The following is a 26,606-nucleotide window of genomic DNA, read 5'->3' as shown; positions in this document are numbered from 1 at the left end:
TGTAGGGCTCTGAACAGTCTACCTGTCGAGGCGTTACGTAACCGGCAGGCTGTACCGGAGATGATAGCCGATAAACTTGACGGTGTTAAATTTTGTGCTATGTTGTGGGTATAAGCCTCCGCATCCCATCGAGTGTTAGGTTCAAATCCCGGACATGCAACCTCTCAAATTACTATTTGAAGCAGCAGCCTGAACGGATGGATTGGTTGGCCATTCCGTGGGGAATCCGAGAACCGAAGTTGCAATCACCAGGAACGAACTGTGGTTGTTGGTGGATATGGCCGGAGGGTCGGGATCGTCCTGCTACCCCTGCGTCCCGAACCCGATTATTGCAGCGTATAGCCGTTGAAAAACCTATATCTTTGGTTCTGTTTGCGGACGATTACCCCCGTTCGTTCGTGGTGTAGCCGGGGTTATTCTGGGGTTGGCCCGGTCCGTGCTGGATCGCTTTCAACCGACGGTTTTACAGCCGGTTGCTGGGAGAGACTGTCCGTGCCGACCGGGAATTTTTTGCGATCGCTTTCGATATCGGCGATCGCCCGCGCGATAGTCTCGCGGTATCTGGCGAACGGCGGCCGGACGCCGTGGGTCAGCAGCGCGCGGCGGACCGTGTGAGAACTGCCGGTAACGAAAACCGCAACGCCCCTCTTGCGGGCCTTCCGCGCGATCCGGCTGATCGTATTTGCCGCCGAGGAGTCGAGGAACGGCACGCCCCCGACCATGAGGCGCCAGGAAAGTGTCTTCCATCAGTGCGTCGGCCATGGATGATCTGGAGCACGTGCCGCGAACGCCTGCAAATCAACGTCAGGAGCAGTTCGCGCGATTGCGGGACCGTATCGAAGCGTGTGCATCGCGCAAATTCCTGGCCCGGGAGTTCGAAGGGAATCCCCCCGGCATCATCGTGCGCAGCATCGACCTTAGGACCTAAAGACGCTGCCGCTTAGCGGGCCCAATTCCCGGGGAACCGGTCCGCGGGTGATGAAGTGGCGTGCCGTCGTCTCCTCGCGCATAGCGCACGATGTCTTTGCCGTGGGGCTAACGCCGGCGAAACACGTGCGGCCATGGCGCAATATTCCCGTACTAGCTCAAGGACAGCCCCAACGGGCAAAACCATAGAAAATCGTCCGACCGGCGGATGCCGCGGTCCTCCATCCAGCGAGCAAAGCGCGTCCAGGACCACGGAGATAGCTCTCTGTCCTGGCCGATAATCTGACGCGGTCATGAACATCGTCGGGACCACGCCACTGATAGCTGCGATCACGGGCGGGGATCGCTCTTCAGAGACGATGGCGCTGCGACCTTCTGACTAGAGAGCAAGAACGTGCTGTACGCATCACGACAAAGGCCTACCGAGGAGCGATAGGGGCGGCAGTTGTTCGCCTCGAAGCTGTCCATGAAGCGGTGACGTCCGAAGTCGCTGCTCGTCCTCATAGCGGCAGCGTGCGTGCCATCGGAAGGCGCAATCCCAATAGGCTGGATGTTTTTGCCAAGCGCGGATGCAAGCGGCGTCCTGCGGCTGCGAATGCGCTCGTGCGCGCAAACAACAACAAACAACAAAGGAGACCATCATGAGAATGCCCGACATTTTGCAAGGTGAGGCGCGGACCCGCTTTCTCCAGGGTATCGCGTTCGGCGCTGTTGCCGCGGTGGCGATCGGATTCATGTGGGGCGGCTGGATCACCGGCGGCACCGCCAAAACCATGACCGCCATGGCAGAGAGCAACGGCCGGATGTCTGTCCTGGTCCCGATCTGCGTCGCGCAGTTCACCGCGGTCGACGGCGCCGTCGCCAAGTTCAAAGCGGCGGGTTCCTATTCAAAGGACAACGTCATCAGCGAATACGTCAAGGCCGTTGCCGCCACGAGCATGGACTATTCATTCGCGAGGGCCTGCGCCGCCGGCGTCGAAGCCGAACTCTCGAAGACGGCGACGAAGAGCTGAGCGATCGGTTGGTCCAGACAGAGGTTGCAGTGAAATGAATGGTCAAATATCCGGACGGCGGTCCTATCTTGTCTACGGCTTGCTGGCCGCCATCCTGTTCGGCGGCTATGTGCTGGTCAATGGGGTTCAAACCGACAACTCCGCAACCATGGCCCCGAATCTGACATTCAATCGCTGACGTCTCGCACACTTTTCTTTCTCGCTGCGTCGGGCGAGAAGGCTCCCTGTTGGCGCCGATCGGAACGACTTACGGCAACTTGCCACGGGGCTTGTCTGGCTGCACCGCAACGGCATGGATGCCTTGACGAGACGGCGCCTCGAAGACGATTTTGACGGTGGCTCAATCGATCCGAGCGGCGATCACCAAGCTACTTTTGCACAAGAATCGGTTACTAATTATCGGGCTGATTGATCGCCGATTGATCGCACTGGGCATCACGGGCTTAGCGCATCTCAACGCAACTTCTAGTGACCCAACCACGAGCCCGATGGATCGATTGGGACCGGCTAAGCGCTCCAGTGGCCGGAACGAACCGGCCGGTGTAAGCTTGATCTCCTTTCGGATATGCGTTTGATCTGCGGGAGTTTGCGGAGATCTCCATCGCGCCAGAGGAGGTCGAATACATAAAAGATCAGTCGATCCTGCCGACCGGCTGCAAGTTCAGCCTGCAATTCCGAAAAGTTCGTGCGGCCCTCGTGGACTACGACCACTTCTCCATCAATGATCGCTTGGCCGGGAATGTCGAGGGCGCCAGCAATGACCGAAAAGCGTTTAGTCCAGTCTAGCCCAGTGCGGGTGTAGACTTTCTTGCGACCGCTATTGACATGAACTTGGACGCGATAGCCGTCGAATTTGATCTCATGAAGCCACTGGTCACCGTTCAGTGCCTTGGTCTTCAGGGTGGCGAGCTGGGGTTTAATGAACCCCGGCATTTCGGTACGCTTTGACACTTAGGAAACTCACAAAAGAAAAGCCAGCCGCACTTTGGAGGGCAACGGCGAGCACTTTACTTACTTCGGGAAAACTCGGAACAATCTGGGGACGTGATCGCTCCTGTCCCCACCGATGCTATAAGGGTGCGCGCAAATACCTTGCGGCGCAGTAACGGAACAGCATTACATCTGAGGGAAATACGCGGAACGAAACGGCTCGTCAGACTTTCTTTGGCTTAGGAGGGCGCCCATGACTTCTAATGCCGTAGAAGGTGCGTGCGCATTCGCTTGGCGGAACTACTTGCTGCTCCACAGCGGTGTGAGCGAAAACGACGAGAGGCGTGCTGCCCTCTACCGCTACATCAGCAGCCTTTGTGATACCGGCGAATACGATTTCGGTCCCTTGCAAATAGCGGCGGTCGCTTACCTGAAAAAATTGGACGAATTGCATGAAGACCGAGATGCGAGGCGCGCAGCAGATCACGCTTTGGCTACGTGTTTAGAATCGCGCGGCGCGTAAGCCGACACAGCTTTTGGAGCACAACACCAGCGCAGAAGGAGCGAACAGCATGGCTGACAAGATACATGAAGCAAACCACTTCGCGCGCGACCAAGAAAGGCGCATCACCGCCGCCACAGCAATCGGCATGAACGCCTTGAAGCCAATTGTGCACTTTCAGGTCTCTATGTTGAGGATGTGGGCCGACAATATCGAGAGGTTCGCGGGCAATTACGAAAAGGGGTTGGAAGAAACCGCGACCGCTGTGGAGGAACAGTCGGACAAGGAACGCGTCGCTTAGAGTCAAACGCGTGCGCAGCGGAGACTTTGTGATGCCAAGGCGCGTAGGCGACTTGGTTACTCAAGAGCGGAGTAGTCCAAGGCGCGGACGCAAAAGCTGGTAGCAAGCCCGAGAACGAGCGCACAGGTCAGCTACGTGTCAAAAGCAGACCCTCGCGCGTCAGATCTAAGTCCGCTCGCCGCTACATCGGAAGGCTGCCTGCTGCAGGTCAACAAGGCGCCCAAGGGCCGCCTCGGCTGACCAGGCCATCGCGGCCTGCGACGGCGACGCCCGGGAAGCCGTCAAGGCGCTCATCGTCGCGAACGGCTTCCTCGAGGCGCAGGTCGAGGAGCTTCGCGCTTCGGTTTCTGCCGGCTACGCGCGCGGCCGTTTCGACATCTCGCGCGATCGAAAGGACTGGTACGACTGAGATGAGCGAGGTCCACCTACTATGTCGCCCTGCCCTTCGTGGCAGCCGAGGACGGCGTCGCCGCCGGCGAGGCGGTCGAATGCTTCAACCCCAACGCGGCCCTGATGAAGGCCGAGGCGCTGTCGCGAAAGCCCGGGATCGTCGGCGCCCTCGCCTTCAGCCGCAGCGGGGATCCCGCGACCGGCGACATCGGGGACGCCACCGTCATCCGCAAATTCGGCGACGTCCCGGACGATCTGAGCGCGCTGTAAGTTCGACATCCCCGCCCGGCACGTCAATTGAGCACGCTCGCCGCAACCGCGCAGAGTCGATTACGTGCCGAGCGCATGAGCGCACTCAGTTGCTGTTAGGTTGCGGGCCCGGTCTCCCAGGCACTCCGGGCTTCGCTCGTTGCGAGTGACGGGTAGTGCCCCTGCCGTCAGGCAGAGGCCGTGATCTCGGCGACGAAGTCGCGATAGGAGCGAAGGGGCCGGCGCAGCAGCGTGGTCAGACGCTCGACGTCGCCGGCATCGGGGATCATCCCGTCGGTGAGGAAGCGCTCGCTCATCAGCCGCATGTCGAAAGCCATCCAGCTGGGCATGAACTGCCTCAGGTTCTTCTCGAAGCCCGCAGTGTCGTCCCCGGGATACGCTATCGAGCGACCCAGCACCTCCGACCAGATGGCGGCGGCTTTCGCCCCAGTGAGCGTGTCCGGACCGACCAGGTTGATGCGGTCGAGCGGAAGCGGCGTGGCGGACTTCTCGCGGCGGACCAGCTCGATGGCCGCGATCTCGCCTATGTCGCGCGCGTCGATCATGGCGAGTCCCTTGCTGCCGATCGGCATCGGGTAGATGCCGTATCCGCTCACCACGTCCTTGATCGTCAGCTCGTTGTTCATGAAGTAGGCGGGGCGCAGGATGGTGGCCTTGAAGCCCATTTGCTCGATCATCCGCTCGACGCCGAACTTACCGGCGAAGTGCGGCACGTTCACGTAGCGATCGCTATGGATCACGGACAAATAGACGATCCGCTCGATCTTTTGTTCTCGCGCCACGTTGAGCGCGATCAACGCTTGGGTGAATTCATCCGCCACGACGGCGTTGAGCAGAAAAAGCGTCGAAACGCCGGAGAACGCGGTGCGCAAGGAATCGACGTCGAGGAGGTCGCCCTTCACTACGTCGACCCCCGCTGGAAACTTGGCTTTCGCGGGATCGCGGACGAGGGCGCGGACATCGGCCCCGCGCTTGCCGAGTTGCTCGATGACTTGGCGGCCGACATTGCCGGTGGCGCCGGTAACGAGGATGGTCATGGGGATCACTCCGGATTGGGATTAGAAAACACCCCCGCAAGTTAGTGATCCACATTCGTGCCGATAGATGCCATATTTGGACAGACCGTCTCATTGGTGGAACACATGGATTTGCTTGCACTCGCCGATTTTAACTTGGTCGCCCGTCACGGAGGGTTCGGACGGGCCGCGCGCGCCTCCGGGCGACCGAAAGCGACGCTTTCTCGCCGGGTCTCCGAACTGGAGGACGGTTTGGACTTGCGCCTTTTCGAGCGCGGAGCGCGCACGCTGAAGCTAACCCAGGAGGGGCGAGCCCTTCATGAACGGACGGGATCGTTGCTTGCCGAACTAGACGAGACGGCGGCGGCGATCGCTTCCGGCGGAAACAAGCCGCGAGGCAGGTTGCGGATCAGCGCACCTCTGCTCTTCTCGCAGACCGCGATGGGAAAGCTGGCCGGCGCTTTCGCGCTGAAATATCCGGAAGTTCGACTCGAGGTTACGGCGGAAGATCGGGCCGTCGACATGGTGGAGGAAGGCTATGACTTGGTGATCCGGGTCAATCCGGATCACGACGAAAGTCTCGTCGGACGAATCTTCCTGCGCGATCGGCTCGTCGTCGTCGCAAGCCCGGACCTCGCAAGGCCGGCAGACGATCACGTTGTGTCCGCGGTATTCCGGGGTCCGGCCGACCAGGCTGCGACTTGGGATTTCGTTTCGCCAACCGGGAAAACACGTATCGTGGTAGATCCCGTTCTTCGCCTTTCGTCGGTCATCATGGCACGGGACGCGGTCCGATCTGGCGCCGGCGCGGGTCGGCTCCCGATTTCACTTGTCAGCCACGACCTGACGGCCGGAAGGCTGGTACATTGGGGCGATGTTGAGGGACCGGAGATCGCTCTCTGGACACTCTATCCATCGCGCCGACTGCTGAGCGCTCGCGTATCGGCGTTTCTCGAATTCCTCAAGGAAGCCTTCCCTTCGGGCGTGCCCGAGGAGCTTGCGGCCTTCATCGACTAGGACGGGTGCTGAAATCTCAAGGATACTCCGACCTCAACCGGCGGATGAACGGATTCGGCGCGAACGGATCCCGTCCGGATGACTGAGCGGTGGCGGTCGATAGGCCGATGCCAGGAGCATCAGGAACAGCGCGCGATGGCTTTGGTACTTGGCGGCGGTCCGACTGCCCGCCGATCCCTGCATCACGGCATGGCCCTCGGTCGTGCACAGGCACCACCGACAGCCTCGGCCGCGCTTTCTCAGGTGGATTTCGAACAGCGGGAGTTGCTCGGGCATCGAATCATCTGTCTCCGCTTCGCAGCGCAGGTTCAAGTGTTCATGGGAAAGGTTTTGAAACCGCAAACAATTGGGAATAGACTCTGCACGTCGGAGCTCGGATTTCTTGGACAATTCCAGAGAATGCGAGTGAGCGGCGCCAGCTAAAGGCCGCCCCAACCTCAACTTCAGATCGCTTCGGTAACCAGAGTCCGCGCGCGAGCGCATGCCCCGCCTCGGATTCCAATTCGGCCGCGCAAGAATGTCGTCCGCTTCCAGCAAGATTGCGCTCTTCATCGATGGCCCCAATCTGTACGCGACGGCGAAGACGCTTGGGTTCGACATCGACTACAAGCGTCTCCTGAACGAATTCCAGGGCCGCGGCACGCTGCTCCCGCCTTCTACTACACGGCCATCATCGAGGATCAGGAATTCTCCTCGATCCGACCGCTGGTCGATTGGCTGGACTACAACTGCTACACGGTGGTCACCAAGGCGACCAAGGAATACGTCGACGCCACCGGTCGCCGCAAGGTCAAGGGCAACATGGACATCGAGCTCGCGGTCCATGCCATGGAGCTCGCCGGCCAGATCGACGAGATGGTCCTGTTTTCGGGCGACGGCGATTTCCGTCCGCTGGTCGAGGCGGTGCAGCGCCGCGGCGTCCGCGTCACTGTGGTCTCCAGCATCGCCAGCCAGCCGCCGATGGCCGCCGACGAACTCCGCCGCCAAGCCGATATCTTCACCGACCTGACGGAGCTGCGGGCCAAGGTGGGACGGGACCCGTCCGAGCGCCCGCCCCGCGAGCGCAGCGAGATACGCCCCGCAGTTCGTGCAGCGTGCGACCGGCACAACTCCGCGCGGCGAAGCCGACGAGTTCAATCGCTGATATCCATCAGATGCCGGTCGGGCACCGCCCAGATTACGCGGCGATCGACTCCGCCAAGATGTCCGCCCGGACGACGCGATTGCGCCCTCGATGCTTGGCCGCATAAAGGGCCTGATCGGCCATGCGCATGACCTTGGCCAGGTCCGTTTTACCGTGGCATTCGGCCAGCCCGATGCTGATCGTCACGTTAGCCGAAATCTCTTCGCTCGAGATTTCCTGGGCGGCGCAGGCCTGCAGAAGCTCCTCGGCGTATAGAGCGGCGCGTTCCCTTGATGTCCCGGTCATCAGGACGGCAAATTCCTCGCCGCCATGCCTTGCCACCAGCATCTGCCTTCGCTCGCCGAAGGAGCGCAGCACCTCCGCGATCGCGATGAGCACCCTGTCTCCGAACTCATGCCCGAACTGATCGTTGATCGCCTTGAAGCGATCGATGTCGCACATCAGCACGGTGGTGGGCAGATTCGCCTTGCGCGCCTCGGTCAGGGCAGACATCGCGGCTTCGTCGAAGCCCCGCCGGTTAAGCAATCCGGTCAATTGGTCGGTACAGGAAATTCGCAGCAGCGCGGCGCGCGCCAACGCCAATTCACGCATCACCAAGGCAGACCGATAGCTCAGGCCTGCCGTCAGCAGCCCCGAAATGAGCATGCTGATCAGGATCGACGATTTGGTCACGAAGCCGGCGCGCACGAACGCCTCCGGATCGGATCCGAACTGCAGGAGGCACAAGGACAACGTCAAGACGACGGTCAGGCCCACGCTCACAGCGGTGCGACCCGCGGTGTGGTGCAGCGCATCCTTATGCGTGATGATATCGTTGGCCATTGGCTCTGCCGTTGTCGGCGACGAGCATTAGCTCATCAACTTCACGGCAAGTTAAGCGAGCTTTTGTGCCGGGAGATGCCGTTAACGCCCGCATAACGACAATGCTCGAATTGTTCTGCCGAGCCCGTTGAGAAGCGAGATGCGTAAGCGCTCGGAGCCGCCTACACTGGTGGATCCGTCCGACGCCGCGCAGCGGCTCCAACGAAAGAACGGCCCCAGCGCTAAGGGGGCTGTGGGCTGGGACCGTCCAGTCGGTGAGTGCCCCGGCGGCGAGGCACCCGACTATGCAAGAGTTCTATCGCCTCAAAGGTTCCTGCCTCCGCGGGCCAAGTTCCTCGGCCGAAACTGAACAAATATTAATAACGCGGAACGAAAATCCTCACCGATGCATTGATGTGCGAGACCGTCGCCCGCCGTCAACGAACGGCGCATGTCGCGGATAGCCAAAGGTCCTTTTGGACCCGCTGTTCAAGAACAAGCGCTCGCGCACGATAGCCAAAGGCGACGGTCTCCGTTCGTTTGAGATCATCACGGGCGTTTTGATCTGAAACCATCGGCATTGGTGTCGAGGTTGCTGGGAGTTCGTCGTGCCAAAGCCTGTTGACATTGACTCCCGGCATATTCGCGCGATCGTCAGAGAGATTGGTGAAAGACTACGCGCGTCATTGAAAGAAGATCGAGAGTTACCCGCATCAAAATGCAAATCGAACGACTACGTCAATCAGAGCTGCAGGCCAAGCGTTGCGCATAACCACGCAACGGTCCGGTCCACTCCAGAACCTCGTACTCGAAGGCAACGCCTTCCGGATCATTTTCGGCAAGCCGAGTCTGAGCAGAGTCGCTCGCAAGGACCTTCAGGGTGATCTTTGTCGCCAATTTCCTTGCTGGTGTTGACATAGATCCAAACCGGAGTGCAAAGGCTGCCGCCATCAGCGCGCATTCGTCTAATGCCAAACACGACCGCGGCGGCATCGACCAAGTCTGATTGGCGCCTCAAAGATTTCGATCCCACTCTCGTCCCGAACCGAGATGTAGTTTCCCGGCTATACGTAGCAACACTGACGTCGACATGGATGATTCGGAGCCGGAGATCGAGCATTTCGGCAACTGCCCGGTTTGCCGTGCCTGGTCATGCGCGACCTCGGTTAGGTGATGACGCATATGCACGGCGAGCAGCCGCTCGATCTAACGGGTAAGCCAAAGCCGGATGAACAATAGATCGCGCGAAGCGCTGGGGAAACTCAGCGCATTGACCGGATGATAGCCAAGGAGACCGCGGCAAGTACGACCAGGACGGCAGAACCCGCGATCCAGTACATGATCTCCATGGCCCGAAACGCGCCGCCCCGCCGGGACGTTCCTTTGCCTTAGTCAGCGCGAGCGCTCGCTACCCACGCCCGCCGAGCATCAGATCAATGTGGCGATTTCCTGCCCACCGCTGCAAACAATTCGCACGCCACCAATTCGCATTCGCGCCGGAAACGTTTGCGGCCGGTGTGCATTTTCGATGGGCGTGCTGGATAGCACGCATTGGGCAGGCTCCAGCTGACCATCCAGCCCAGGTCGGCTGGGGCCGCCTTCATTCATCGAATGGGGCGTGTTGGAGAGATCTGGACGGCACGCTCTGGACCCCCAGTCATCATCACGGCTGGCTGGGGGTCTCTCGCCGCGACGAGTTTTTCAGCGCGAAGCGCTCGCCGGCCACGCGGAACAATTCACAGCCTCTTGGCGTTGGCGCGGACTATTCAGTCTACTTTGGGGAATGCATGCCAAATTCGAAGAAGAAAAAGCCCGCCCCCCGGCGGGAATACACTCGCGACGACCTGAAGGCTCTCAAGGCGCACTCGAAAGCCAAGACGCCGATCACGAAGATCTCCAAACAAATGAAGCGGACGGTGCCCGCGTTGCGGGCGAAGGCGCACCAGCTTGGAATCGGCCTCGGCCACCAGCGCTGAGGCGTACTGCTTAGATCAGGGCGCCTGCACTCCAAGCGCCCTGATTGCTTGAGCCGAAATATCCGCAGGATCACGCACGCCCGTTTGCCCGATCTCGATTATCTTCTTGGCCACCAGGTCGGCTATGGGGTCGTTGCGATCAACGAGGCCGAGAGTCCGCATCGCTCGCTGGTAGGCCGTCGTCAGCCGGCCAATTTCTTCAGGGCCCATCGGCACGTTCTGCAGCAAGCGAGCAATAGGCATCTCTCAGTCCCCCCATGGAGCAACACCGTATCATGAAGGAACTGGGAAAAAGTGGAAATAGCGACGCGCCCTGACGGCAGAATTCACGTTTGAGAACAGACCGAAACAAACTGAGATCAGACGCCCGAACGTTTACAGGTAGACGGCGTTGGCATAGGCGTGCTGGATTGCATGCGAGGCGGCCTGGCCTCTATGCCCCCAATGCCCCCAGACCGGGCGTCCTCCTTCCGTCGCCGATCGCTCATGCCTGGGCGGCCGGCGCGGAGTGGAGCTTCTATCAGCGCGAAGTACTCGCTACCCACCGTCGCATTGGGGCGGGTGCAGCGTCACCTTCTCTGCCTCCAGGGCGCTGATCAGGCGCTGGTACGTATCGATCATCGACTGGTCTGGGACGCGGTCGGCAATATGCCTTGCGCTCTCGATCCTCTCCTCGAGGTTCTTGCACTTCGCGCACATGGGCTCTCCCGCTTCAGAAGCGGGGCAACGCCGCGGCGCCGGTTTGGTTCTTCTTTTAGCGCGAAGCACTCGCTACCCACGCCCGCCGTGGGCGCGGCTGCTCGGTCAGTGGCCGTTCATTGGCAGATTGCGTAGGCGTTTACCATGGCGGCCCTGGAGGTGGGCCTACAGGCCCATTGACGGTCCCCCGAAGGAAAGCTTGCCGAAATGCCCACTGAGTTTGAGCTATTCATGCATCCGCCGCTCACGACCACCGTTCCAGGATCGCAGTTTACGACACAAAACCCGGTGATCTTGTAGCAAGTGGCCTGTTTGGTTGTGAACGCCTTAGCGTCCACCGAGAGCCAGCACACTGCCAAGGACACCATAACCAGAATTTTAATACTCAAAACTAATCCCCCTTCTTTCTCGGCATTCGTATCGTGAAACGGGCCCCCCGAAAACAGGGGGGACTTTGGAAAAGGTTGGGGGTCGCTGCGTCCCGAGGTATTCCGCCGCGGCCCGTCTTGGTATCTCCAGAGCGAAGCCCTCGCCGGCCATGCTTCCCAGGAACGATGGCCAGGCCACAGCGTGGACTTGACGGCGACCGAAGTCGCCCCGACGCGGCCCCGGCTCAAAACACTCCATGGATGGGACATCTCGCCGGGGTCGCTTCCTCCTCAGCGCGAAGCGCTGGCTACATCCGTGGGCACAAGCAAAGGGCCGCAGATTCACCCTCTGCGGCCCGCTGATAAGTATGCTTACGTGTTGAAACGCGCCGGCACCGTACCCCAGATCCATTTCAGATGTGTGTCGTGACGCCCCGTATGACTACGGGTGCAATTTGCAGCGCCTTGCGGCGATCGAGCGCGCGGCCGGAATTGGAATCTCCAGGGCGAAGCCCTCGCCCGGCAGGAACGATCCGCTGGGCCGCTGCGTAGACTCAGCGGGCGAAAGGAAGCGCCCCTGACGCGACCCCGGCTCGCAACACTCATGGAAAAATCTCTGGCCGGGGTCGCTCCCTCTCCCTCGCTGCGGTCGTGGGATCGATATGCCGATTGAGGTCTTACATGGACGCCCGCTGGAGCCGGAGGAGCTGGAGATGATCCGGATGCAGATCGAGGCGTTCGATAGGATCGAGGCGATCGATCCCGAAATCCGCAGGATCGTCGAACGCAACTGGCCGCACTTGTTGGCGAAGCTGCCGCCCGACGAGGACGACTGAACGACGCCCCGGCGCGCCCTGGTGTGACTCCTCAGCGCGGAGCGCTCGCCACCTAGAAACGGAATGTCCGCAGATTGCTCTGCGGCCCGCCGGATCGAAGATATGCTCGTCAGTCCTGAAATGCGCAGCGCCGGTCGGCGCGAGCGTTAGCACCTTTGCTTCCCCGGGAGACTACGGAGCAGCGCGGCGGCGTGCTGGTTACGCGAACGTTGACGGGTAGACGACGTGGATCCAGGCGTGCTGGACTGCATGCTTCCAGGTGGCCCGGCCTCCATAGCCCCCAAAGCCCCCAGACCGGGCGATCTCCTTCCGTCGCCGGTCGCTCATGCTCGGGCGGCCGGCGCGGATTGGGGCTTCTATCAGCGCAAAGCGCTCGCCGGCTATGCGATCGGTGATCGGAATCCCGTTTTCCCAATGAAACCGAGGAGCATCAGCACATGACCACCGACACGTCGTTGCCGCTACGCGGCTCCTGCGAATGCGGCGCTTGCTCGTTCGAGGTGCATACGTCGCCGAAAGCCAGGTTCCGGTGCCACTGTCTGATCTGTCAGGCGTTCAACGGCAAACCGTTCGCGGATGTGGTCGCCGTTCGCGCCAAGGATGTCGTGCTGAACAACGCCGGCGATATCTCATTCAGGAAATACCGTCCGCCGCCAAACTTCAATCGCGGGGTCTGCCGGACTTGCGGCAAGCCCGTTGTAGAGGTTGCGGGCGTCGGGCCGTTCAAGGTGATGTTCATCCCGGCCAGCACTTTCGAGCCCGAGGCCCGGCTGCCGCCGGTTCAGATGGATATATTCTATCACCGTCGTGTGCTGGACATGCCCGATAGCTTGCCCAAATACAGCGGCTATTTTCCGAGCGAGCTGGCGGTCGCAAAAATGATCATGACTGGCTTGTGAAATGGCGAGTCGATCCGCTGGGCACTCAGCGCATTGACCGGATGAGAGCGAACGAGACCGCGGCAAGTACGACCAGGTCGGTAGAACCAGCGATCCAGTACATAATGGTCCATGGCCCGAACGCGCCGGTGGACCGGTTGGCCGTGAACAAACGCAGATTTTCGTGAATTGGTTTTACAAATAATGACGAAAAATCATGTACTTGGCGTTGGACCCGTGCGCTCATAACGGTCTGGTTGCAGGTTCGAGTCCTGCCGGGCCCACCAGCAAGATCAATTAGTTATCACCGCCTCTCCGAACCCCCACGCGCTGACCGCGAACGACATCGGTCAGAAGCACTGGCTGACGGATGGACAGCGATGGACTCCGGTCTTCGTCAAGTCACGGCGGGAGCACGCTCTAACTCAGCGTTGCCAGCAGGCGGGCTGCCGACTTCAAATCCGGCGTATCGGAACCCTCCACAAAGATCTCGAATAGCGGCTGGAGAAGTTCTCGGGCAGGCTCACGTTCACCGCGGGCGGCCAGCAGAGCAGCCAGATCGATTGCGGTGCGCAACTCCCATGCCCGAGCCCCGTGACGACGGCTCAGTTCGAGCGATCGCGTGAAATAAGATTCCGCCTGATCGGCGCCAGGCCCCGAGGTTGCAAGAACAAGGTTGCCTTTCACGCGCAGCAACTCAGGCATATAGCAGAGATCACCATTCGCTTCGACCGACTGGATCGTCTCGTCGATCAGTGTGCGGGCCTCTGCGAGCCGGCGCGTTGCGGCGAGGCCCTGAACGAGCGCGATGTTGAGCGGCGTGGTGAGCAGTTCATAGGGCGCCGCGTGAAGCTCAGCGAGACCGAATTGCAAGCTCCTGATCCCTTTGTCCGCATCGCCTTGCCGAATGGCAATTTCCCCCTGGAAACCACGCCCAACCGCCAGATAGGGTCCGAGAGAATGGAGTTCGGCACGCGCGAAAAGGCGATCAATATGCGCGTTTGCGCGATCGAGGTCGCCGATCCAGAGAAACACCGAGACAGCCCAGACAAGAGCGATGGAGAGTGTCAGCGGATGATCGAGGACTTCCGCATCCTGGATTGTCAGAAGGGCACGCTCCACCGCGCGATCCGGATGGCCTTGCAGCCAGAGCGTCCTAGCCAGGATCGCGCCGGCCAGAATCCTGCCGTCGAAGCCAAGATAGTTCGTGGTGGTCCGGTCAGAACGCGGCCCATACCGCAGCGCCGCTTCGAGCGCAGTTTGTGCACGGCCAAGCTCTCCATTGAGGTGAAGCGAGATTCCCATCAACGAGTGCGCCAATGTGGTCGAGAGCGAATCCTCGAGGACCCCGGCGATATCAACAGCGCTCCGCGTACCGCAGCGCAGTCCTGAACTCTCCGGTGCGCAGGTGGAACATCTGAAGCGGGCCCAGAACCTGGAGCTGATCGAGCGCATCGCCGTACTCGTCGGCAATGGCGAAGCTTCTGTTCAGCGCCGCGCGCGCCGCATCCCTTCCGCCGCGCGTGAACATCAGGGATACCCCCAGAGCCGCCTGAAGATGCATCTCCTCGTGACCCCCGCGCATGGTGTCATCGAGAGCCAGAATCGCCCGAGCCGCCCAGAGATGACATTCGGTCAGCAGGGACATCGACAGGAACACCGGAGCAGCAGCAGCCGCAAGCCGGATGCCAAAGTCGGTATTACCGTTAGGTCCGAAGCACCAATCCAGAGCCACTCGCACATTCGCGAGGCCAGCGAGATGCAGCGACCGTTGCGCCGCGCTTGACAAAGTCGGCCATTCGGCCCCCGTCTCCTCCAGCCATCGCAGATAATACGTCGCGTGACGTGAAGCGAGGTTCGTGAGCTCGGCATCGCCGACCTCGAGCCGGAGAGCATAAGCCCGCGTCGTGTCGAGCAGCCGATACCGCATCGATGCCCCGGCCGGCCTCGTCGCGACCATCGACTTGGTGACGAGGCTGTCGATGGCGCCAAATACGAGTGCATCATCGACAGACGCACTCGTCATGACCGCCCGCGCCGCCTCGATCGAAAAATGGCCGACGAACACGGCAAGCCGACGAAGCACCAGACGTTCGAACTCGGACAATAGTCCGAAGCTCCAGTCCAAAGTAGCCTGGAGGGTCTTCTGGCGCGGCGGTGCTGTACGTTGGCCCGGCCACAGCAGGGTCAGACGCTCGTCGAGAAGAGCCGCCGTTTTCTGCAAGCCGTAGCTTGCAACCCGACCGGCCGCCAGTTCGATCGCGAGCGGCACGCCGTCGAGCTTCCGGCAAATGCTGGCCACGACTGCGGCATCCGCGTCGTTGAGATCGAGACGAGCCCCACTCGCCGCGGCGCGTTCCACGAACAGCCGGGTCGCAGGGAAGCCCTGTGCGACCGCCGCGGTGAGCTCTAGATCGTCGGGTGGACAGGCCAGCGGCGCAAGCTTGTAGACATGCTCGCCCTCGACGTGGAGAGGCTCACGGCTTGTCGCCAGAATGTGAGCCTGCGGCGCGGCGGCGAAGATGCGGGCCGCCAGCCCTGCTGCCGCATCGATGACGTGCTCGCAGGTGTCGAAGATCAGGAGGATGCGCTTGTTCGCCAGATAGGCGATGAGACCGGAGATGGCATCACCAGTCTCGAGCGACAGATCCAGCATCGAGGCCACGGTGGTCGGCACCAGGCCGGGATCGCTCAGCGCGCCGAGATCGACGAGATGCACAGCGCCCGCGAACGCTTCGATCAGATCATGCCCCATCGCCACGGCGACAGTGGTCTTGCCGACACCGCCCGTGCCGACGATCGTGACGAAACGCGTGGCGGCCAGTTGAGTCGAGAGCGCGGCGGCGTCATCGGTCCGCCCGACCATGCGGGTCAGACGGCTTGGTAGATTGGCTTGCGGATAGCCTGTGGCGATTTCGCTTTGTACGTCATCACGGCTGCCCGATCGCGAAACCGGCGCCACGAAACAATAGCCCCGTCCCGTCAGTGTGGCGATGTAACGGGCGCCGTTCTTGCCGTCGCCCAACGCCTTTCGGAGGTTTGCGATGTGAAATCGCAGGCTGCCTTCCTCGACGGTGACGTCGGGCCAGACCCGAGCCAGCAAATCCGCCTTGCTGACGACTTCGTTCGGGCACGCGGCCAAAATGACAAGGAGGTCGAAAGCTCGTGCTCCCAGTTCGACCAGCACGCCTTGCCGCAGCAGGAGCCGCTCGTTCGCAAGCAGCGTGAAAGGACCAAACGTTATCTCTTCGCTCATCTGCGATGTAATCCTTAGTAGCCGCCTGGGTCACAGACCAGGTCTGCATCGCAGATTCTTCAGGTTCGGCAACGACTTGCGGGAAGGTCACCGCGCGACCTGGCGCAAGGTGGATGCTCCAGGACTTGCCGCTGCTAGCGAGCGCTAACACCACATCATAATGCATAACGGGTGGTCCGGGCGATCTCCTTCTATGTGTCGAAGCAGCAAGACACTGCCGACCCAAGGAGAATGACCATGCCCGCACCGTCCCTGTCGCTCACGCGGCGTAACGTGCTTGCCGGAATGGCGGCCGCGAGCGGTCTCCGCGCGCTTCCCGTAAGGGCGCGCGGAGACGTCGGTAGCGAAGCCATCCAGCCTTTCCGCGTCGATGTTCCAGAGGAGGATGTCGCCGATCTTCGTCGGCGGCTGGCGGCAACGCGCTGGCCCAAGCGCGAGACCGTCACGAACCAGTCCCAGGGCGTGCAACTCGCAAAGCTCCAGGAACTCGTTCACTACTGGATGACCGACTACGATTGGCGGAAGGTCGAGGCGCGCCTGAACACGCTGCCGATGTTCGTCACCGAAATCAATGACCTCGACATTCACTTCATCCATGTACGTTCGCCGCATGCGAACGCTATGCCGATGATCATGACGCATGGCTGGCCCGGCTCGATTCTGGAATTCCTGAAGGTCATCGGCCCGCTCACCGATCCCACCGCGCATGGCGGCGCTGCCAAGGACGCCTTCCACCTCGTCGTACCCTCGATCCCCGGCTTCGGCTTCTCCGGGAAGCCGACAAAGACCGGCTGGGGCTCCGACCATATCGGTCGTGCCTGGGCCGTGCTGATGCAGCGGCTGGGGTACGAACGCTACGTGTCTCAGGGCGGCGACTGCGGTTCAGTGATCTCCCATCGCATGGCTCTCCAGAACGTGCCGGGGCTGATCGGCATCCACGTCAACATGCCCGGAACCGTTCCAAAGGAGATCGCATCGATCCTTGTGGCCGGCGGAGCGGCGCCGAGCAGTTTGACCGAGAAGGAAAGAACGGCTTTTGACGCGCTCGGCACCTTCTATAGAGATAGCTGCGGCTATGCGAACATGATGGTCACGCGGCCTCAGACCATCGGCTATTCGCTGGTGGATTCGCCCGTCGGCCTCGCCGCATGGATCTACGAAAAATTCCCGCAGTGGACCTATAGCGGCGGCGAACCCGAGCGGGTTCTGACCAAGGATGAGATGCTCGACGACATCTCGCTCTACTGGCTCACCGCATCCGGAACCTCCGCGGCACAAATCTACTGGGAAGATCATTCCAACAATTTCAACGCCGTGGACATCGCGAAGATGCCCATGGCGGTGACCGTCTTCCCCGGCGAGATCTACCGCGCACCGCGGACTTGGGCCGAGCGCTGCTACCACAACCTCATCTACTTCCATGAAGCCGACGACGGCGGGCATTTCGCGGCGTGGGAGCAGCCCAAGCTCTTCACCCAGGAGGTCCGGGCGGCCTTTCGCTCGCTGCGCTGACCGAAGAGGAACCAAGACAATGAACGCGCAAGCGAAATCGCTTTACACCGCCAAAGTCCGCACCACTGGCGGCCGGGAGGGTACATCGCGCAGCTCCGACGGCCGGCTGGACATCAGGCTTTCGACACCCGGTGGCCCTGGTAGCGGCACTAATCCGGAGCAGCTCTTCGCCGCCGGCTGGTCGGCCTGCTTCGAGGGCGCGATGGCAATCGCGGCCCGCAAGATGAATGTGGCGCTACCGGCCAACCTGACAATCGACGCGGAGGTGGATCTGAACGTTGCTGATGGTGCCTACTTCCTCATCGCGCGCCTCAATGTGAGCATGCCGGGCCTCGACCACGACATCGCGCGCGCCCTCGTGGATGCCGCGCACCAGACCTGCCCCTATTCAAAGGCAACGCGGGGCAACATCGAGGTCGAGATCAACCTCATCTAGTCGTGTCGGCCTTGCCCATCAATCAGCCGTAAGGCCTCCCCAACCTCGCAGTAAAGGCGATGTACCAATGAACACCATCAGAACCCCGGAAGACATCGACCATCCTCGCCGCCGCCTCTTCGGCATCGCTGCCGCGACCCTTGCCGCCGCGCAGTTCGGCGGAATCGCAGTCGCGAACGCACAAGGCGGTGGGACAGGAACGGCCTCGTCCCGCCCGCTGACGCTGCGAACTTCGTTCGCATCGCTGAAGCAGATCGATGCGGGTCCGCTCAGCGTCGGATATGCCGAAGACGGTCCTGCTGATGGACCTCCGGTCATCCTCCTGCACGGGTGGCCCTATGACATCTACAGCTACGTCGACGTCGCGCCCCTGCTCGCGGAGGCCGGCTATCGGGTCATCGTGCCCTTCCTGCGCGGCTACGGCACGACGCGCTTCCTGTCCGAAACCACCGTCCGGAACGGCCAGCAGGCCGCGCTCGCCGTCGACATCATCGCGTTGATGGATGCGCTCCGCATCCCGAAGGCGGTCGTCGCCGGCTGCGACTGGGGCGCGCGAACCGCCAATATCCTTGCCGCGCTCTGGCCGGAGCGCTGCAAGGCAATGGTGTCCGTCAGCGGTTATCTGATCGGCAGCCAGGAGGCCAACAAGGCCCCCCTGCCGCCTCAGGCCGAGCTGCAATGGTGGTACCAGTTCTACTTCGCCACGGAGCGTGGGCGGGTGGGCTACGCGAAATACACGGACGATTTCGCCAAGCTCATCTGGCGGCTCGCATCGCCCCGCTGGGCTTTCGACGACGCGACCTTCGCGCGCAGCGCCGCCGCGTTCCGCAATCCCGACCACGTCGCCATCTCGATCCACAACTACCGCTGGCGTCTCGGTCTTGCTGAAGGCGAGCGACGATATGACGAGCTGGAGGAAAAGCTCGCCAAGGCGCCCGTGATCGGCGTGCCCACGATCACGCTGGAGGGTGACGCCAACGGCGCCCCGCATCCTGTCGCCAGCGCCTATGCGAAGAAATTCTCAGGCAAGTACGAGCACCGGTCGATCACCGGCGGCATCGGGCACAACCTGCCGCAGGAAGCACCGCAGGCTTTTGCCAAGGCGGTAGTCGACGTCGACCGGTTCTGAGCGCGGTCAAAAGGAGCTTCCGATGAGACCTTTTTCCGTGCTGCCCTATGCCGGTGCCGTTATCGCCATGGCCATCGTCGGCGTTACCTCCGTCGCCAGCGGCGATGGAGACAAGAATCCCGCCTCGCCGATCTACGGGGTCACGATCCCTGACGGACACCGGAAATGGGAGCTGATCGCGCCGGCGCTGGAGCACGAGCCGCTCAATGAATTGCGGGCGGTCGTCGGCAATCAAAAGGCGATCGATGCCTACCGTGCCGGCACCTTGCCATTCCCGGACGGGACCGTGCTGGTCAAGCTCGCCTGGAAGCATATCCAGTCGCCCGAATTCGAATCCGCTCTTGTCCCCGGAGCCGCCACGACCGTGCAGGTCATGGTCAAGGATTCGAAGAAGTACGCCGCCAGCGGCGGCTGGGGTTTCGGGCGCTTCATCGACGGTAAGCCCGTGGACGAAGCTCAGCACGAGACATGCTTCGCCTGCCATGAATCACGGGTGAAGGCGCGAGACTACGTCTTCACCCGGTTCGCGCCGTAGCCGGCACGCCGAAGCGACGCTGTGAAAATCATCGCGCAGGCTGACCTCAAGAAGCTGAATGAGCTCGAGAGATGGCGCGGGCCGAGCACCTCCACGCACTTCCCGCAGGAAGGGAGCGCCGCCGCAGGTTCGCCTCGGAGGCATCTCCGTCCCTGACCCTGCGCTCATCGCAATGAACGCCGCATCGATAGGCCCGTGAAAGGATACGTCAGTGAAGAGATTGTTGGCAGGGCTGGCACTCGCCGCAGCCATGTTCGGCGATGCGCATGCGCAGCCCGCGAAGCCCACCATTGTTCTGGTTCATGGCGCGTTCGCGGATTCATCGAGTTGGAACGGAGTCGTCAAGATCCTCGAGAAGGACGGTTATGCCGTCGTGGCGGCCGCCAATCCATTGCGGGGCGTCAAGAATGACGCTGGCTATGTCGCCGACATCCTCGCCTCAATCAAGTCGCCTGTAGTTCTTGTTGGCCATTCCTATGGTGGGTCTGTGATCAGCGAGGCTGCCGACGGCCATGCGAACGTGAAGGCGTTGGTGTATGTCGCCGCGTTCGCGCCGGATATAGGAGAAACCGCCGCCCAACTTGCGGGCAAATTTCCAGGCAGCACGCTTGGCCCGACGCTTGCTCCGCCAGTGTCACTTTCCGGCGGTGGCAAGGACCTCTACATCCAGCAAGACAAGTTCCACAACCAATTCGCCGCGGACGTCTCCGACGCTGGAGCGAAGCTGATGGCCGCGACGCAGCGACCCATAACGGAGGCCGCGCTGAACGAGGTCCAAACCGATGCGGCCTGGAAGAGAATTCCCGCCTGGTTCATCTATGGCGACAAGGACAGAAACATCCCACCGGAAGCCTCCGCCTTCATGGCCGCCCGGGCCCACGCCCGCGAGACCGTCATGGTCAAAGGCGCCTCGCATGTGGTCATGGTCTCCAATCCCGACCCTGTCGCGAAGCTGATCGAGGCCGCGGCAAAATAGCCAGTAAATTCGAATGGCGAGGACGTGAGCAAGTCTCATGGCCGATGTACGGAGATATACAATGAAAGCCATCGTAATGACCCGGACGGGTGGGCCTGAGGTGATCGAGTATGTCGAGCGCCCGGACCCCGCGCCGGGCACGGGCCAGGTTCTTGTCGAGATCGCCATCGCCGGTGTCAACTTCATGGATGTCGCCGCCACTTGGCGTCATGTCTCCGAGCCGCCATAAGGCACACGATCACGCGCGGGCATTGGCGGCGGTCCATCCTGGCCGGGCACCCAGCCCTCCTTTCCATAACTTAGGCAAAAACATTACGCGGCGCTGCGACGTCCCGGGCCCCGCGGCCGCGTATCCGTCGTGCCGGCCGCCGTTTGTTCGGGGGCATCGAGGACAGCCACCCGATGGCGGTACACCATCTCCCAGCCCTTCCAGCCGGTGAATAGCAGGATGCCAACCACCACAAAAGACAACACTGCGCCCCATGGCCTGATCGCGGGTTCGGCGCCTTGGCTGTAGCGGAGTGCGAAGTTGACCAGCGCGATGACCACCGCAGTCAGGTTGCCGATCATGTGATACCAGGCATCGGACAAGGCGCGGATACGGGGTTCGCTGAAGAAGTCCACAAAGCCTGCCAGAGCGGCGAGAAGCGCCATCACGATCGCGGCGCCGATCAGCCACATGGACGCTCTCGCCCAGAAGCCGTCGCCGGTACCTAGGAATCCCAAGTCGCTGACGAATGCACCGACGAGGAATGCAACCGGGAATGGGATGAGCATTGGATGAAGCGGATGATTTCCGATCTTTGCAGTGCTTTGGGGGTTAGCAGGCATAGCAGCACCTCGCGGAAAAGGGGTATCCAATTGACGCTAGTTGGTGGGTTTGGTTCCCGCAGGAAGGTTTTAGGATTATGCCAACGATGATGACGAGCGCCACGACTATGATGATTGGCCGTCGGATGGGGCGGACGCGCTCCACTGCACGCTCCATGATGGCATCGTAAAAAGGTCGCTGCGCGTCAGGACGCGCCTCTCGGCTATCACGCCGGCCCTTGATCTCGGCCAAAGTCTGTCGAGGTAGATCAACAACACGACGCCGGTCTCGGCGGCAACGGCGAGCGCGATGCCCGGATCGCGCCCTCCGGAAGAGCTTGATCTTACGAAAACGCCGAACATTTAAATTCGTCGCGAGAAGATCGGTGTATGGGCCTTTCAAGATCGCATGCTTGGACCGCCGCCGACGCTATTTGCGTCTACGCGGACACAGAAACAAAATACATAGTCTATGGCACATTGCGTCATTTCGCTGCGCTGCGGAAGTTAGTCGCCCGGAATCTAGCGGCCTCCAGCTGCCGTCCGCCCGCAGATTTATGGATTCACGCCCTAGCACTACTTTGGCAGATTTATTGGATTGATCGTCGCAACAGGATTCCCGAATCAGGTTTTCAATGATTCATGAGAGGTCGGCTTATGGAGGGCCGATCTATGGACGTGGACTGGCAAGCCGATCTCGATCGCTGGCTTGCGCCGTTTGTCGCGGCGCTAGGGCACAAGACGCGGGCCCGGATGTGCCCTCTCTACGTCGCGGGTTTGATTGGTCCAGGAGACCGCAAGAGCGTTCAACCGATGGCGGCACGCGCCAGTGGGGTCGGTTACGATCAGCTCCATCATTTCGTCGCTGCCGGAGTTTGGGACAGTGCTCCACTCGAGGCTGCCCTGCTGAAGGAGGCAGACAGATTGGTTGGCGATGATGCGGGTTTTCTTGTCATCGATGATACGGCGTTGCCCAAGAAGGGACGTCACTCGATTGGCGTCGCGCCACAATATGCCTCGTCGCTCGGAAAGACTGCTAACTGTCAGTCGCTAGTCTCGCTAACGTTGGCGTCGCGGGAAGTGCCGGTGATGGTGGGCCTGCGGCTGTTCCTGCCCGAGAACTGGACAAATGATCCTGAGCGCATGGCGCGGGCGGGTGTGCCGAAGGATAGACAGACTGCTCTGACAAAGCCGGAGATTGCGATCGAGGAGATCGACCGCGTCATCGCCTCCGGTGTGCGTTTCGGCTGTGTGCTTGCCGATTCAGGGTACGGCTCCAGCGGGCCTTTCCGTCAGGCTTTGAGCGAGCGCGGTCTGCTGTGGGCGGTGGGTCTGTCGCGGCGCCAGAACGTCTATCCCGCCGACATTGCCCTGATCTTCCCCATCGCGAAGACCGGAAAGCCCCGCAAATACCACATCCCTGATCAGCCACCGGTCTCTGCTGAAGCGTTATTGGCCAAAGGCAAATGGCAAAGGGTCAGCTGGCGGCGGGGCACCAAAGGTCGGCTGACATGTCTCTTCACGGCCCGCCGTGTCCGCGTTGCGGATGGCCATAAGCACCGGATGATCAATAACCGTATGCAGTGCATGCCTGGCGACGAGGTCTGGCTCGTCGGCGAGCGGCGGTCGACCGGGGAGCAAAAATACTATGTGTCGAACCTGCCGGCCGATGCCACCATCAAGACGCTCGCTGCCACGATCAAGGCCAGGTGGGTCTGTGAACAGGCCCACCAGCAGCTCAAGGAGGAGCTTGGGCTCGACCACTTCGAAGGTAGATCCTGGACGGGATTACATCGACACGCGTTGATGACGATGATCGCCTACGCCTTCCTCCAATCCCGCCGCCTCAAAGCAGCGGGACGGAAAAAAAAGAATCTCAGGACCGCCACCACAACCAAGCATGCCGGCCATCAGGCAAGCCATCCTCGACCTCTTCGCACGACCTCCACCCCGACAATGTCCTCACTGCGACATGTTCCTTGCAGATATCGCGACGACTAAAGTGCCAAAGTAGTGCTAGTCACGTGAATCTAAAGTTCGCCACATAAAGTCTGCTGGGCTTTGTGGCAGAAGCGTTTGACGGAAGCCAAAATCTGGTCAGCGGACTTGGTCCATTTGAAGGGCTTTGGGTTTTTGTTGTGCCGGTCGATGAACGTACGGATGTCGGCCTCGAGCTGCCTGACGGAGGTGTGAACGCCTCGCTGGATTTGCTTTCTGGTGAGCTCAGCGAACCAGCGTTCGACTTGATTGATCCATGATGCGGAAGTCGGCGTGAAGTGCACATGGTAGTGAGGCCGGCGGGCGAGCCACGCTTTGATCTTAGGTGTCTTGTGGGTGGCATAGTTATCCATGACGATATGGACATCGAGGCCTTCAGGAACTTGAGCATCGATCTCTTTCAGAAACTTCAAGAACTCGACTGCTCGGTGGCGCTTGTAGCATTTGCCGATGACGAACCCCGAGGCGACATCAAGCGCGGCAAACAGCGTGGTCGTACCATGTCGCACATAGCTGTGCGTGCGACGTTCCGGCACGCCAGGCATCATCGGCAAGACCGGTTGCTCGCGATCAAGTGCCTGGATCTGGCTTTTCTCATCGATGCTGAGGACAAGGGCTCGGTTCGGCGGGGACAGGTAAAGGCCGACGATATCGCGTACCTTGTCGACGAACAGCGGATCGCTCGACAACTTGAATGTCTGGCTTCGGTGTGGCTGCAAACCGAACGCCGCCCACATTCGGCGGATCGTGGTGTGGGAAAAGCCAGTTTCCGCAGCCATTGAGCGGATCGACCAGTGCGTCGCATCGACCGGCGTCGTGCGCAACGTCCGCTCGATCACGGCAGCAACCTGATCGTCATTGATGGTTCGAGGGCGGCCGGGGCGGGCCTCGTCAAGCAGGCCATCACAGCGATCTTTCAAAAACCGGCGGCGCCACTTGCCAACGGTATGCTCGTGGATGCCGAGTTCGGCAGCCACAGATTTGCTTGGCAAGCCGTCCGCACATCGCAGGATCGCGCGGCACCGCTCAGATAGCGACCGCGCAACACGGTGAGACGGACTTGTCTCTCCAAGTACGTCCGCTCCTGCGCACTCAGCACCAACGGTTCGATCGGCCGGCCTCTCACAGCTGCATTCGCCACAAGCGCTCTCCTCTACAGGAAGATTCGAGCTATCATTATAATGTGACGAACTTGCGTTCCAGAGGACTAGAGAGGGGTGCCGTCCTAGCGTGTCAGATTGAAGGGATGGCCAAGCCAAATCGGTCCGCACCAAACTGACCGCCGCTCCCGCTTATCGACGTAAACAGCGGCAAAGGAAAGCCAAAGGAAGACTTTTGCAAATCCAGGGCGATGCTCAGTCGAAGTGCGCGCCTAGCGCCTTGATCAAGCCGATCCTAAAAGCATGATAGCGATCCAGATGACGATTAAGGCGAAAGCACGAAATTCAGCTCACCCGTGAGCAAGCCACGATAGGACCAGAAGTCGAATCGGATTGAGCACTATGCCTCCAGGCCTTTGGAACTAACGTCAGTTCTCGTTCTTGATAGAGAAAGCTGCTGAGCGGGGGCCTTACACTTTCGTTCAAAGGGAGTGCTTACATGTCAACTCAAATAGTGATGGACCGCTCCGGCGATACTCGGCATGCCTTAGATATCAATGATCACGCTGAGCTGGCGCTGGCAGAGAAGCGTTTCCTGGAGTTGACGGGCGCTGGCTTCACAGCGGCCGCTCGCTCAGGGCTTGGCGAGCCCCGGGTTATCAAAAATTTCGATCCGACTGCGGACGAAACACTGTTCTTTCCGCGTCTGGTTGGCGGCTGATCAATGCATGTCGCAGATGGCGATGACCATTTCGTTGATCATCATTATACTGATGTTGCTGCTTGCTGGGATTCTCGCACAGCATCCCATACAACGTAGTGGTCATGCCCGGGCTCTAAGGCTCCTAAAGCAGTGGCTCTCGCCGGAGCAACTCGCCTGCTATGAGCGATTTGGGTATTTCGACGTCATCGGCAGCCATAGCGGCAGCGTCTTTAGGATCCGCCATGGTACGCAGACGAATATTGAGGAACTGAACAGCGCGGGTGAGGCCGTTTGCCGATGGTGCTTCGTGCCAGTTGGCTATTTAGCGGCCGGTGACGTCATGCTGGCTCAGAAGGTTGCCCTCGAAACCAATGAGCCCGGCGCACTAAGCATCGCCAATCGTTTGATGGGCCCTCACACGTGCCCCCGTGGGATGTACTGAAGGGGGCGGCGACTTTTTGCCCGATGCCCTAGCCTGTTGAAAGTAACTACCCGCACCGATCCTTGCGTCGAGAGGGCCGTCGCTCCTGCGGATCGCGGCCGAGCTTGGATTCCAGTTCCAATAAATCGGTGAAGGCGTCGGCCTGTCGCCGCAGCTCATCGGCGATCATTGGCGGCTGACTCGAAATCGTCGAGACCACGGTGACGCGGACGCCGCGGCGCTGCACCGCTTCGACCAGCGAGCGGAAATCACCATGGCCGGAGAACAGCACGATCTCGTCGACATGCTCCGCGAGCTCCATCGCATCGACCGCGAGCTCGACATGCATGTTGCCCTTGGTCTTGCGGCGGCCGCTGGCGTCGACAAATTCTTTGGTTGCCTTGGAGACGACGGTGTAGCCATTGTAATTAAGCCACTCGATTAACGGACGAGCCGAGGAAGACTCCCGATCCTCGATGATCGCCGTATAATAGTTCGCGCGCAGCAGCGTTCCGCGGGTCCGGAATTCCGTCAGCAGGCGTTGGTAGTCGATGTCGAAGCCGAGCGCCTTGGCGCTCGCCGAAAGGTTTACTCCATCGATAAGGAGCGCGATCTTGTTCTCGCCACCCCTCATACTTTGCTCATTGTCATGATTAGAACAA

Annotated in this window: 28 protein-coding genes and 4 pseudogenes; 20 read left to right on the top strand and 12 right to left on the bottom strand. The window is 60.8% G+C overall.

Annotated features, from left to right (window positions below; genetic code table 11):
* Positions 1 to 413 precede the first annotated feature (413 nt).
* Positions 414 to 710 (bottom strand): annotated as a pseudogene (locus RX328_RS15470) (STAS domain-containing protein); the annotation flags it as partial.
* Positions 711 to 760: 50 nt separating this feature from the next.
* Here RX328_RS15470 and RX328_RS15465 point away from each other — a divergent pair.
* The 3 genes from RX328_RS15465 (at position 761) to RX328_RS15455 (ending at position 2,118) form a co-directional block, all read left to right on the top strand.
* A complete protein-coding gene (locus RX328_RS15465; RefSeq protein WP_213256112.1) occupies positions 761 to 928 on the top strand; it encodes a DUF1488 family protein in 168 nt (55 codons plus the stop codon).
* A 640-nt stretch (positions 929 to 1,568) separates the two neighbouring features.
* Complete coding sequence (locus tag RX328_RS15460; protein WP_213256114.1) at positions 1,569 to 1,940, top strand: hypothetical protein; 372 nt, start codon at positions 1,569 to 1,571, stop codon at positions 1,938 to 1,940.
* A gap of 34 nt (positions 1,941 to 1,974) precedes the next feature.
* A complete protein-coding gene (locus tag RX328_RS15455; protein WP_213256116.1) occupies positions 1,975 to 2,118 on the top strand; it encodes a hypothetical protein in 144 nt (47 codons plus the stop codon).
* 329 nt (positions 2,119 to 2,447) lie between these two features.
* On the opposite strand, the gene RX328_RS15450 is transcribed toward RX328_RS15455, so the two are convergent.
* On the bottom strand, positions 2,448 to 2,891 hold the full coding sequence (locus tag RX328_RS15450) for a hypothetical protein (RefSeq protein ID WP_312018126.1): 444 nt from the start codon (positions 2,889 to 2,891) through the stop codon (positions 2,448 to 2,450).
* Positions 2,892 to 3,123: 232 nt separating this feature from the next.
* On the opposite strand from RX328_RS15450, the gene RX328_RS15445 reads away from it, so the two are divergent.
* From RX328_RS15445 to RX328_RS15435, 3 genes are all read left to right on the top strand, one after another.
* Positions 3,124 to 3,393, top strand: coding sequence for a hypothetical protein (locus tag RX328_RS15445; protein WP_213256118.1), 270 nt, complete (start codon positions 3,124 to 3,126; stop codon positions 3,391 to 3,393).
* 49 nt (positions 3,394 to 3,442) lie between these two features.
* Positions 3,443 to 3,673: a hypothetical protein gene (locus RX328_RS15440; RefSeq protein WP_213256120.1), complete on the top strand. Its 231-nt coding sequence runs from the start codon at positions 3,443 to 3,445 to the stop codon at positions 3,671 to 3,673.
* A gap of 447 nt (positions 3,674 to 4,120) precedes the next feature.
* A complete protein-coding gene (locus RX328_RS15435; RefSeq protein WP_312018127.1) occupies positions 4,121 to 4,333 on the top strand; it encodes a hypothetical protein in 213 nt (70 codons plus the stop codon).
* 167 nt (positions 4,334 to 4,500) lie between these two features.
* Here the strand turns inward: RX328_RS15435 and RX328_RS15430 are convergent, their stop codons facing one another.
* Complete coding sequence (locus RX328_RS15430) at positions 4,501 to 5,370, bottom strand: NmrA/HSCARG family protein (protein WP_213256122.1); 870 nt, start codon at positions 5,368 to 5,370, stop codon at positions 4,501 to 4,503.
* 105 nt (positions 5,371 to 5,475) lie between these two features.
* Between RX328_RS15430 and RX328_RS15425 the strand changes: the two genes are divergently transcribed.
* A complete protein-coding gene (locus RX328_RS15425; protein WP_213256124.1) occupies positions 5,476 to 6,366 on the top strand; it encodes a LysR family transcriptional regulator in 891 nt (296 codons plus the stop codon).
* A gap of 33 nt (positions 6,367 to 6,399) precedes the next feature.
* Here RX328_RS15425 and RX328_RS15420 read toward each other — a convergent pair whose 3' ends face one another.
* Positions 6,400 to 6,918 (bottom strand): hypothetical protein, encoded by a 519-nt coding sequence (locus tag RX328_RS15420; protein ID WP_213256146.1) that lies wholly within the window; start codon positions 6,916 to 6,918, stop codon positions 6,400 to 6,402.
* Between RX328_RS15420 and RX328_RS15415 the strand changes: the two are divergent.
* Positions 6,884 to 7,510, top strand: a pseudogene (locus RX328_RS15415) (NYN domain-containing protein). The gene RX328_RS15420 and the pseudogene RX328_RS15415 sit on opposite strands and share 35 nt — an antisense overlap.
* A gap of 33 nt (positions 7,511 to 7,543) precedes the next feature.
* On the opposite strand, the gene RX328_RS15410 reads toward RX328_RS15415, so the two are convergent.
* Positions 7,544 to 8,197, bottom strand: coding sequence for a GGDEF domain-containing protein (locus RX328_RS15410; RefSeq protein ID WP_317258743.1), 654 nt, complete (start codon positions 8,195 to 8,197; stop codon positions 7,544 to 7,546).
* Between the two features lie 1,901 nt (positions 8,198 to 10,098).
* Here RX328_RS15410 and RX328_RS15405 point away from each other — a divergent pair.
* Complete coding sequence (locus tag RX328_RS15405; RefSeq protein ID WP_213256128.1) at positions 10,099 to 10,287, top strand: hypothetical protein; 189 nt, start codon at positions 10,099 to 10,101, stop codon at positions 10,285 to 10,287.
* 15 nt (positions 10,288 to 10,302) lie between these two features.
* On the opposite strand, the gene RX328_RS15400 is transcribed toward RX328_RS15405, so the two are convergent.
* Both RX328_RS15400 and RX328_RS15395 read right to left on the bottom strand, forming a co-directional pair.
* Entirely contained in the window at positions 10,303 to 10,530 is a 228-nt protein-coding gene (locus RX328_RS15400) for a hypothetical protein (protein ID WP_213256147.1), read from the bottom strand.
* A 294-nt stretch (positions 10,531 to 10,824) separates the two neighbouring features.
* Positions 10,825 to 10,986 (bottom strand): hypothetical protein, encoded by a 162-nt coding sequence (locus tag RX328_RS15395; RefSeq protein WP_213256130.1) that lies wholly within the window; start codon positions 10,984 to 10,986, stop codon positions 10,825 to 10,827.
* A 1,081-nt stretch (positions 10,987 to 12,067) separates the two neighbouring features.
* On the opposite strand from RX328_RS15395, the gene RX328_RS15390 reads away from it, so the two are divergent.
* Both RX328_RS15390 and RX328_RS15385 read left to right on the top strand, forming a co-directional pair.
* Entirely contained in the window at positions 12,068 to 12,190 is a 123-nt protein-coding gene (locus RX328_RS15390; protein WP_283772446.1) for a hypothetical protein, read from the top strand.
* A gap of 437 nt (positions 12,191 to 12,627) precedes the next feature.
* Complete coding sequence (locus tag RX328_RS15385; RefSeq protein WP_213256132.1) at positions 12,628 to 13,089, top strand: GFA family protein; 462 nt, start codon at positions 12,628 to 12,630, stop codon at positions 13,087 to 13,089.
* A 399-nt stretch (positions 13,090 to 13,488) separates the two neighbouring features.
* Here RX328_RS15385 and RX328_RS15380 read toward each other — a convergent pair whose 3' ends face one another.
* Positions 13,489 to 14,523 carry a hypothetical protein gene (locus RX328_RS15380; RefSeq protein WP_312018129.1) on the bottom strand — a complete coding sequence of 345 codons (1,035 nt, stop codon included), beginning with the start codon at positions 14,521 to 14,523 and terminating at the stop codon, positions 13,489 to 13,491.
* Positions 14,426 to 16,324: an ATP-binding protein gene (locus tag RX328_RS15375; protein WP_312018130.1), complete on the bottom strand. Its 1,899-nt coding sequence runs from the start codon at positions 16,322 to 16,324 to the stop codon at positions 14,426 to 14,428. Before RX328_RS15375 ends, RX328_RS15380 begins: the two co-directional genes overlap by 98 nt.
* Before the next feature lie 237 nt (positions 16,325 to 16,561).
* Between RX328_RS15375 and RX328_RS15370 the strand changes: the two genes are divergently transcribed.
* From RX328_RS15370 to RX328_RS15345, 6 genes are all read left to right on the top strand, one after another.
* Positions 16,562 to 17,836 carry an epoxide hydrolase gene (locus tag RX328_RS15370; RefSeq protein ID WP_213256134.1) on the top strand — a complete coding sequence of 425 codons (1,275 nt, stop codon included), beginning with the start codon at positions 16,562 to 16,564 and terminating at the stop codon, positions 17,834 to 17,836.
* Positions 17,837 to 17,855: 19 nt separating this feature from the next.
* Positions 17,856 to 18,272, top strand: a complete 417-nt coding sequence (locus RX328_RS15365; RefSeq protein WP_213256136.1) for an organic hydroperoxide resistance protein — start codon at positions 17,856 to 17,858, stop codon at positions 18,270 to 18,272.
* A 67-nt stretch (positions 18,273 to 18,339) separates the two neighbouring features.
* Positions 18,340 to 19,401 carry an alpha/beta fold hydrolase gene (locus RX328_RS15360; protein ID WP_213256138.1) on the top strand — a complete coding sequence of 354 codons (1,062 nt, stop codon included), beginning with the start codon at positions 18,340 to 18,342 and terminating at the stop codon, positions 19,399 to 19,401.
* Positions 19,402 to 19,468: 67 nt separating this feature from the next.
* Positions 19,469 to 19,936, top strand: coding sequence for a cytochrome P460 family protein (locus RX328_RS15355; protein WP_249727163.1), 468 nt, complete (start codon positions 19,469 to 19,471; stop codon positions 19,934 to 19,936).
* A 250-nt stretch (positions 19,937 to 20,186) separates the two neighbouring features.
* Positions 20,187 to 20,912, top strand: a complete 726-nt coding sequence (locus RX328_RS15350) for an alpha/beta fold hydrolase (protein ID WP_249727165.1) — start codon at positions 20,187 to 20,189, stop codon at positions 20,910 to 20,912.
* Between the two features lie 61 nt (positions 20,913 to 20,973).
* Positions 20,974 to 21,141 (top strand): hypothetical protein, encoded by a 168-nt coding sequence (locus tag RX328_RS15345; protein WP_213256142.1) that lies wholly within the window; start codon positions 20,974 to 20,976, stop codon positions 21,139 to 21,141.
* A gap of 83 nt (positions 21,142 to 21,224) precedes the next feature.
* Here RX328_RS15345 and RX328_RS15340 read toward each other — a convergent pair whose 3' ends face one another.
* Positions 21,225 to 21,743, bottom strand: coding sequence for a DUF2231 domain-containing protein (locus tag RX328_RS15340; protein WP_213256145.1), 519 nt, complete (start codon positions 21,741 to 21,743; stop codon positions 21,225 to 21,227).
* A 614-nt stretch (positions 21,744 to 22,357) separates the two neighbouring features.
* Here RX328_RS15340 and RX328_RS15335 point away from each other — a divergent pair.
* Positions 22,358 to 23,723: pseudogene (locus RX328_RS15335) on the top strand (IS701 family transposase).
* Between the two features lie 29 nt (positions 23,724 to 23,752).
* Here RX328_RS15335 and RX328_RS15330 read toward each other — a convergent pair.
* A pseudogene (locus RX328_RS15330) lies at positions 23,753 to 24,861 on the bottom strand (IS630 family transposase).
* Positions 24,862 to 25,319: 458 nt separating this feature from the next.
* Between RX328_RS15330 and RX328_RS15325 the strand changes: the two are divergent.
* Both RX328_RS15325 and RX328_RS15320 read left to right on the top strand, forming a co-directional pair.
* Positions 25,320 to 25,541, top strand: coding sequence for a hypothetical protein (locus RX328_RS15325; RefSeq protein ID WP_213256862.1), 222 nt, complete (start codon positions 25,320 to 25,322; stop codon positions 25,539 to 25,541).
* 7 nt (positions 25,542 to 25,548) lie between these two features.
* Positions 25,549 to 25,965: a hypothetical protein gene (locus tag RX328_RS15320; protein ID WP_249727274.1), complete on the top strand. Its 417-nt coding sequence runs from the start codon at positions 25,549 to 25,551 to the stop codon at positions 25,963 to 25,965.
* Positions 25,966 to 26,011: 46 nt separating this feature from the next.
* On the opposite strand, the gene RX328_RS15315 is transcribed toward RX328_RS15320, so the two are convergent.
* On the bottom strand, positions 26,012 to 26,578 hold the full coding sequence (locus RX328_RS15315; RefSeq protein WP_213256864.1) for an NYN domain-containing protein: 567 nt from the start codon (positions 26,576 to 26,578) through the stop codon (positions 26,012 to 26,014).
* Positions 26,579 to 26,606 lie beyond the last annotated feature (28 nt).

Origin of the sequence: Bradyrhizobium sp. sBnM-33 (assembly GCF_032917945.1) — a bacterium.
Lineage (GTDB): Bacteria > Pseudomonadota > Alphaproteobacteria > Rhizobiales > Xanthobacteraceae > Bradyrhizobium.
The sequence above is the reverse complement of the archived record's forward strand: the minus strand, read 5'-3'. Positions and strand labels throughout refer to the sequence as shown.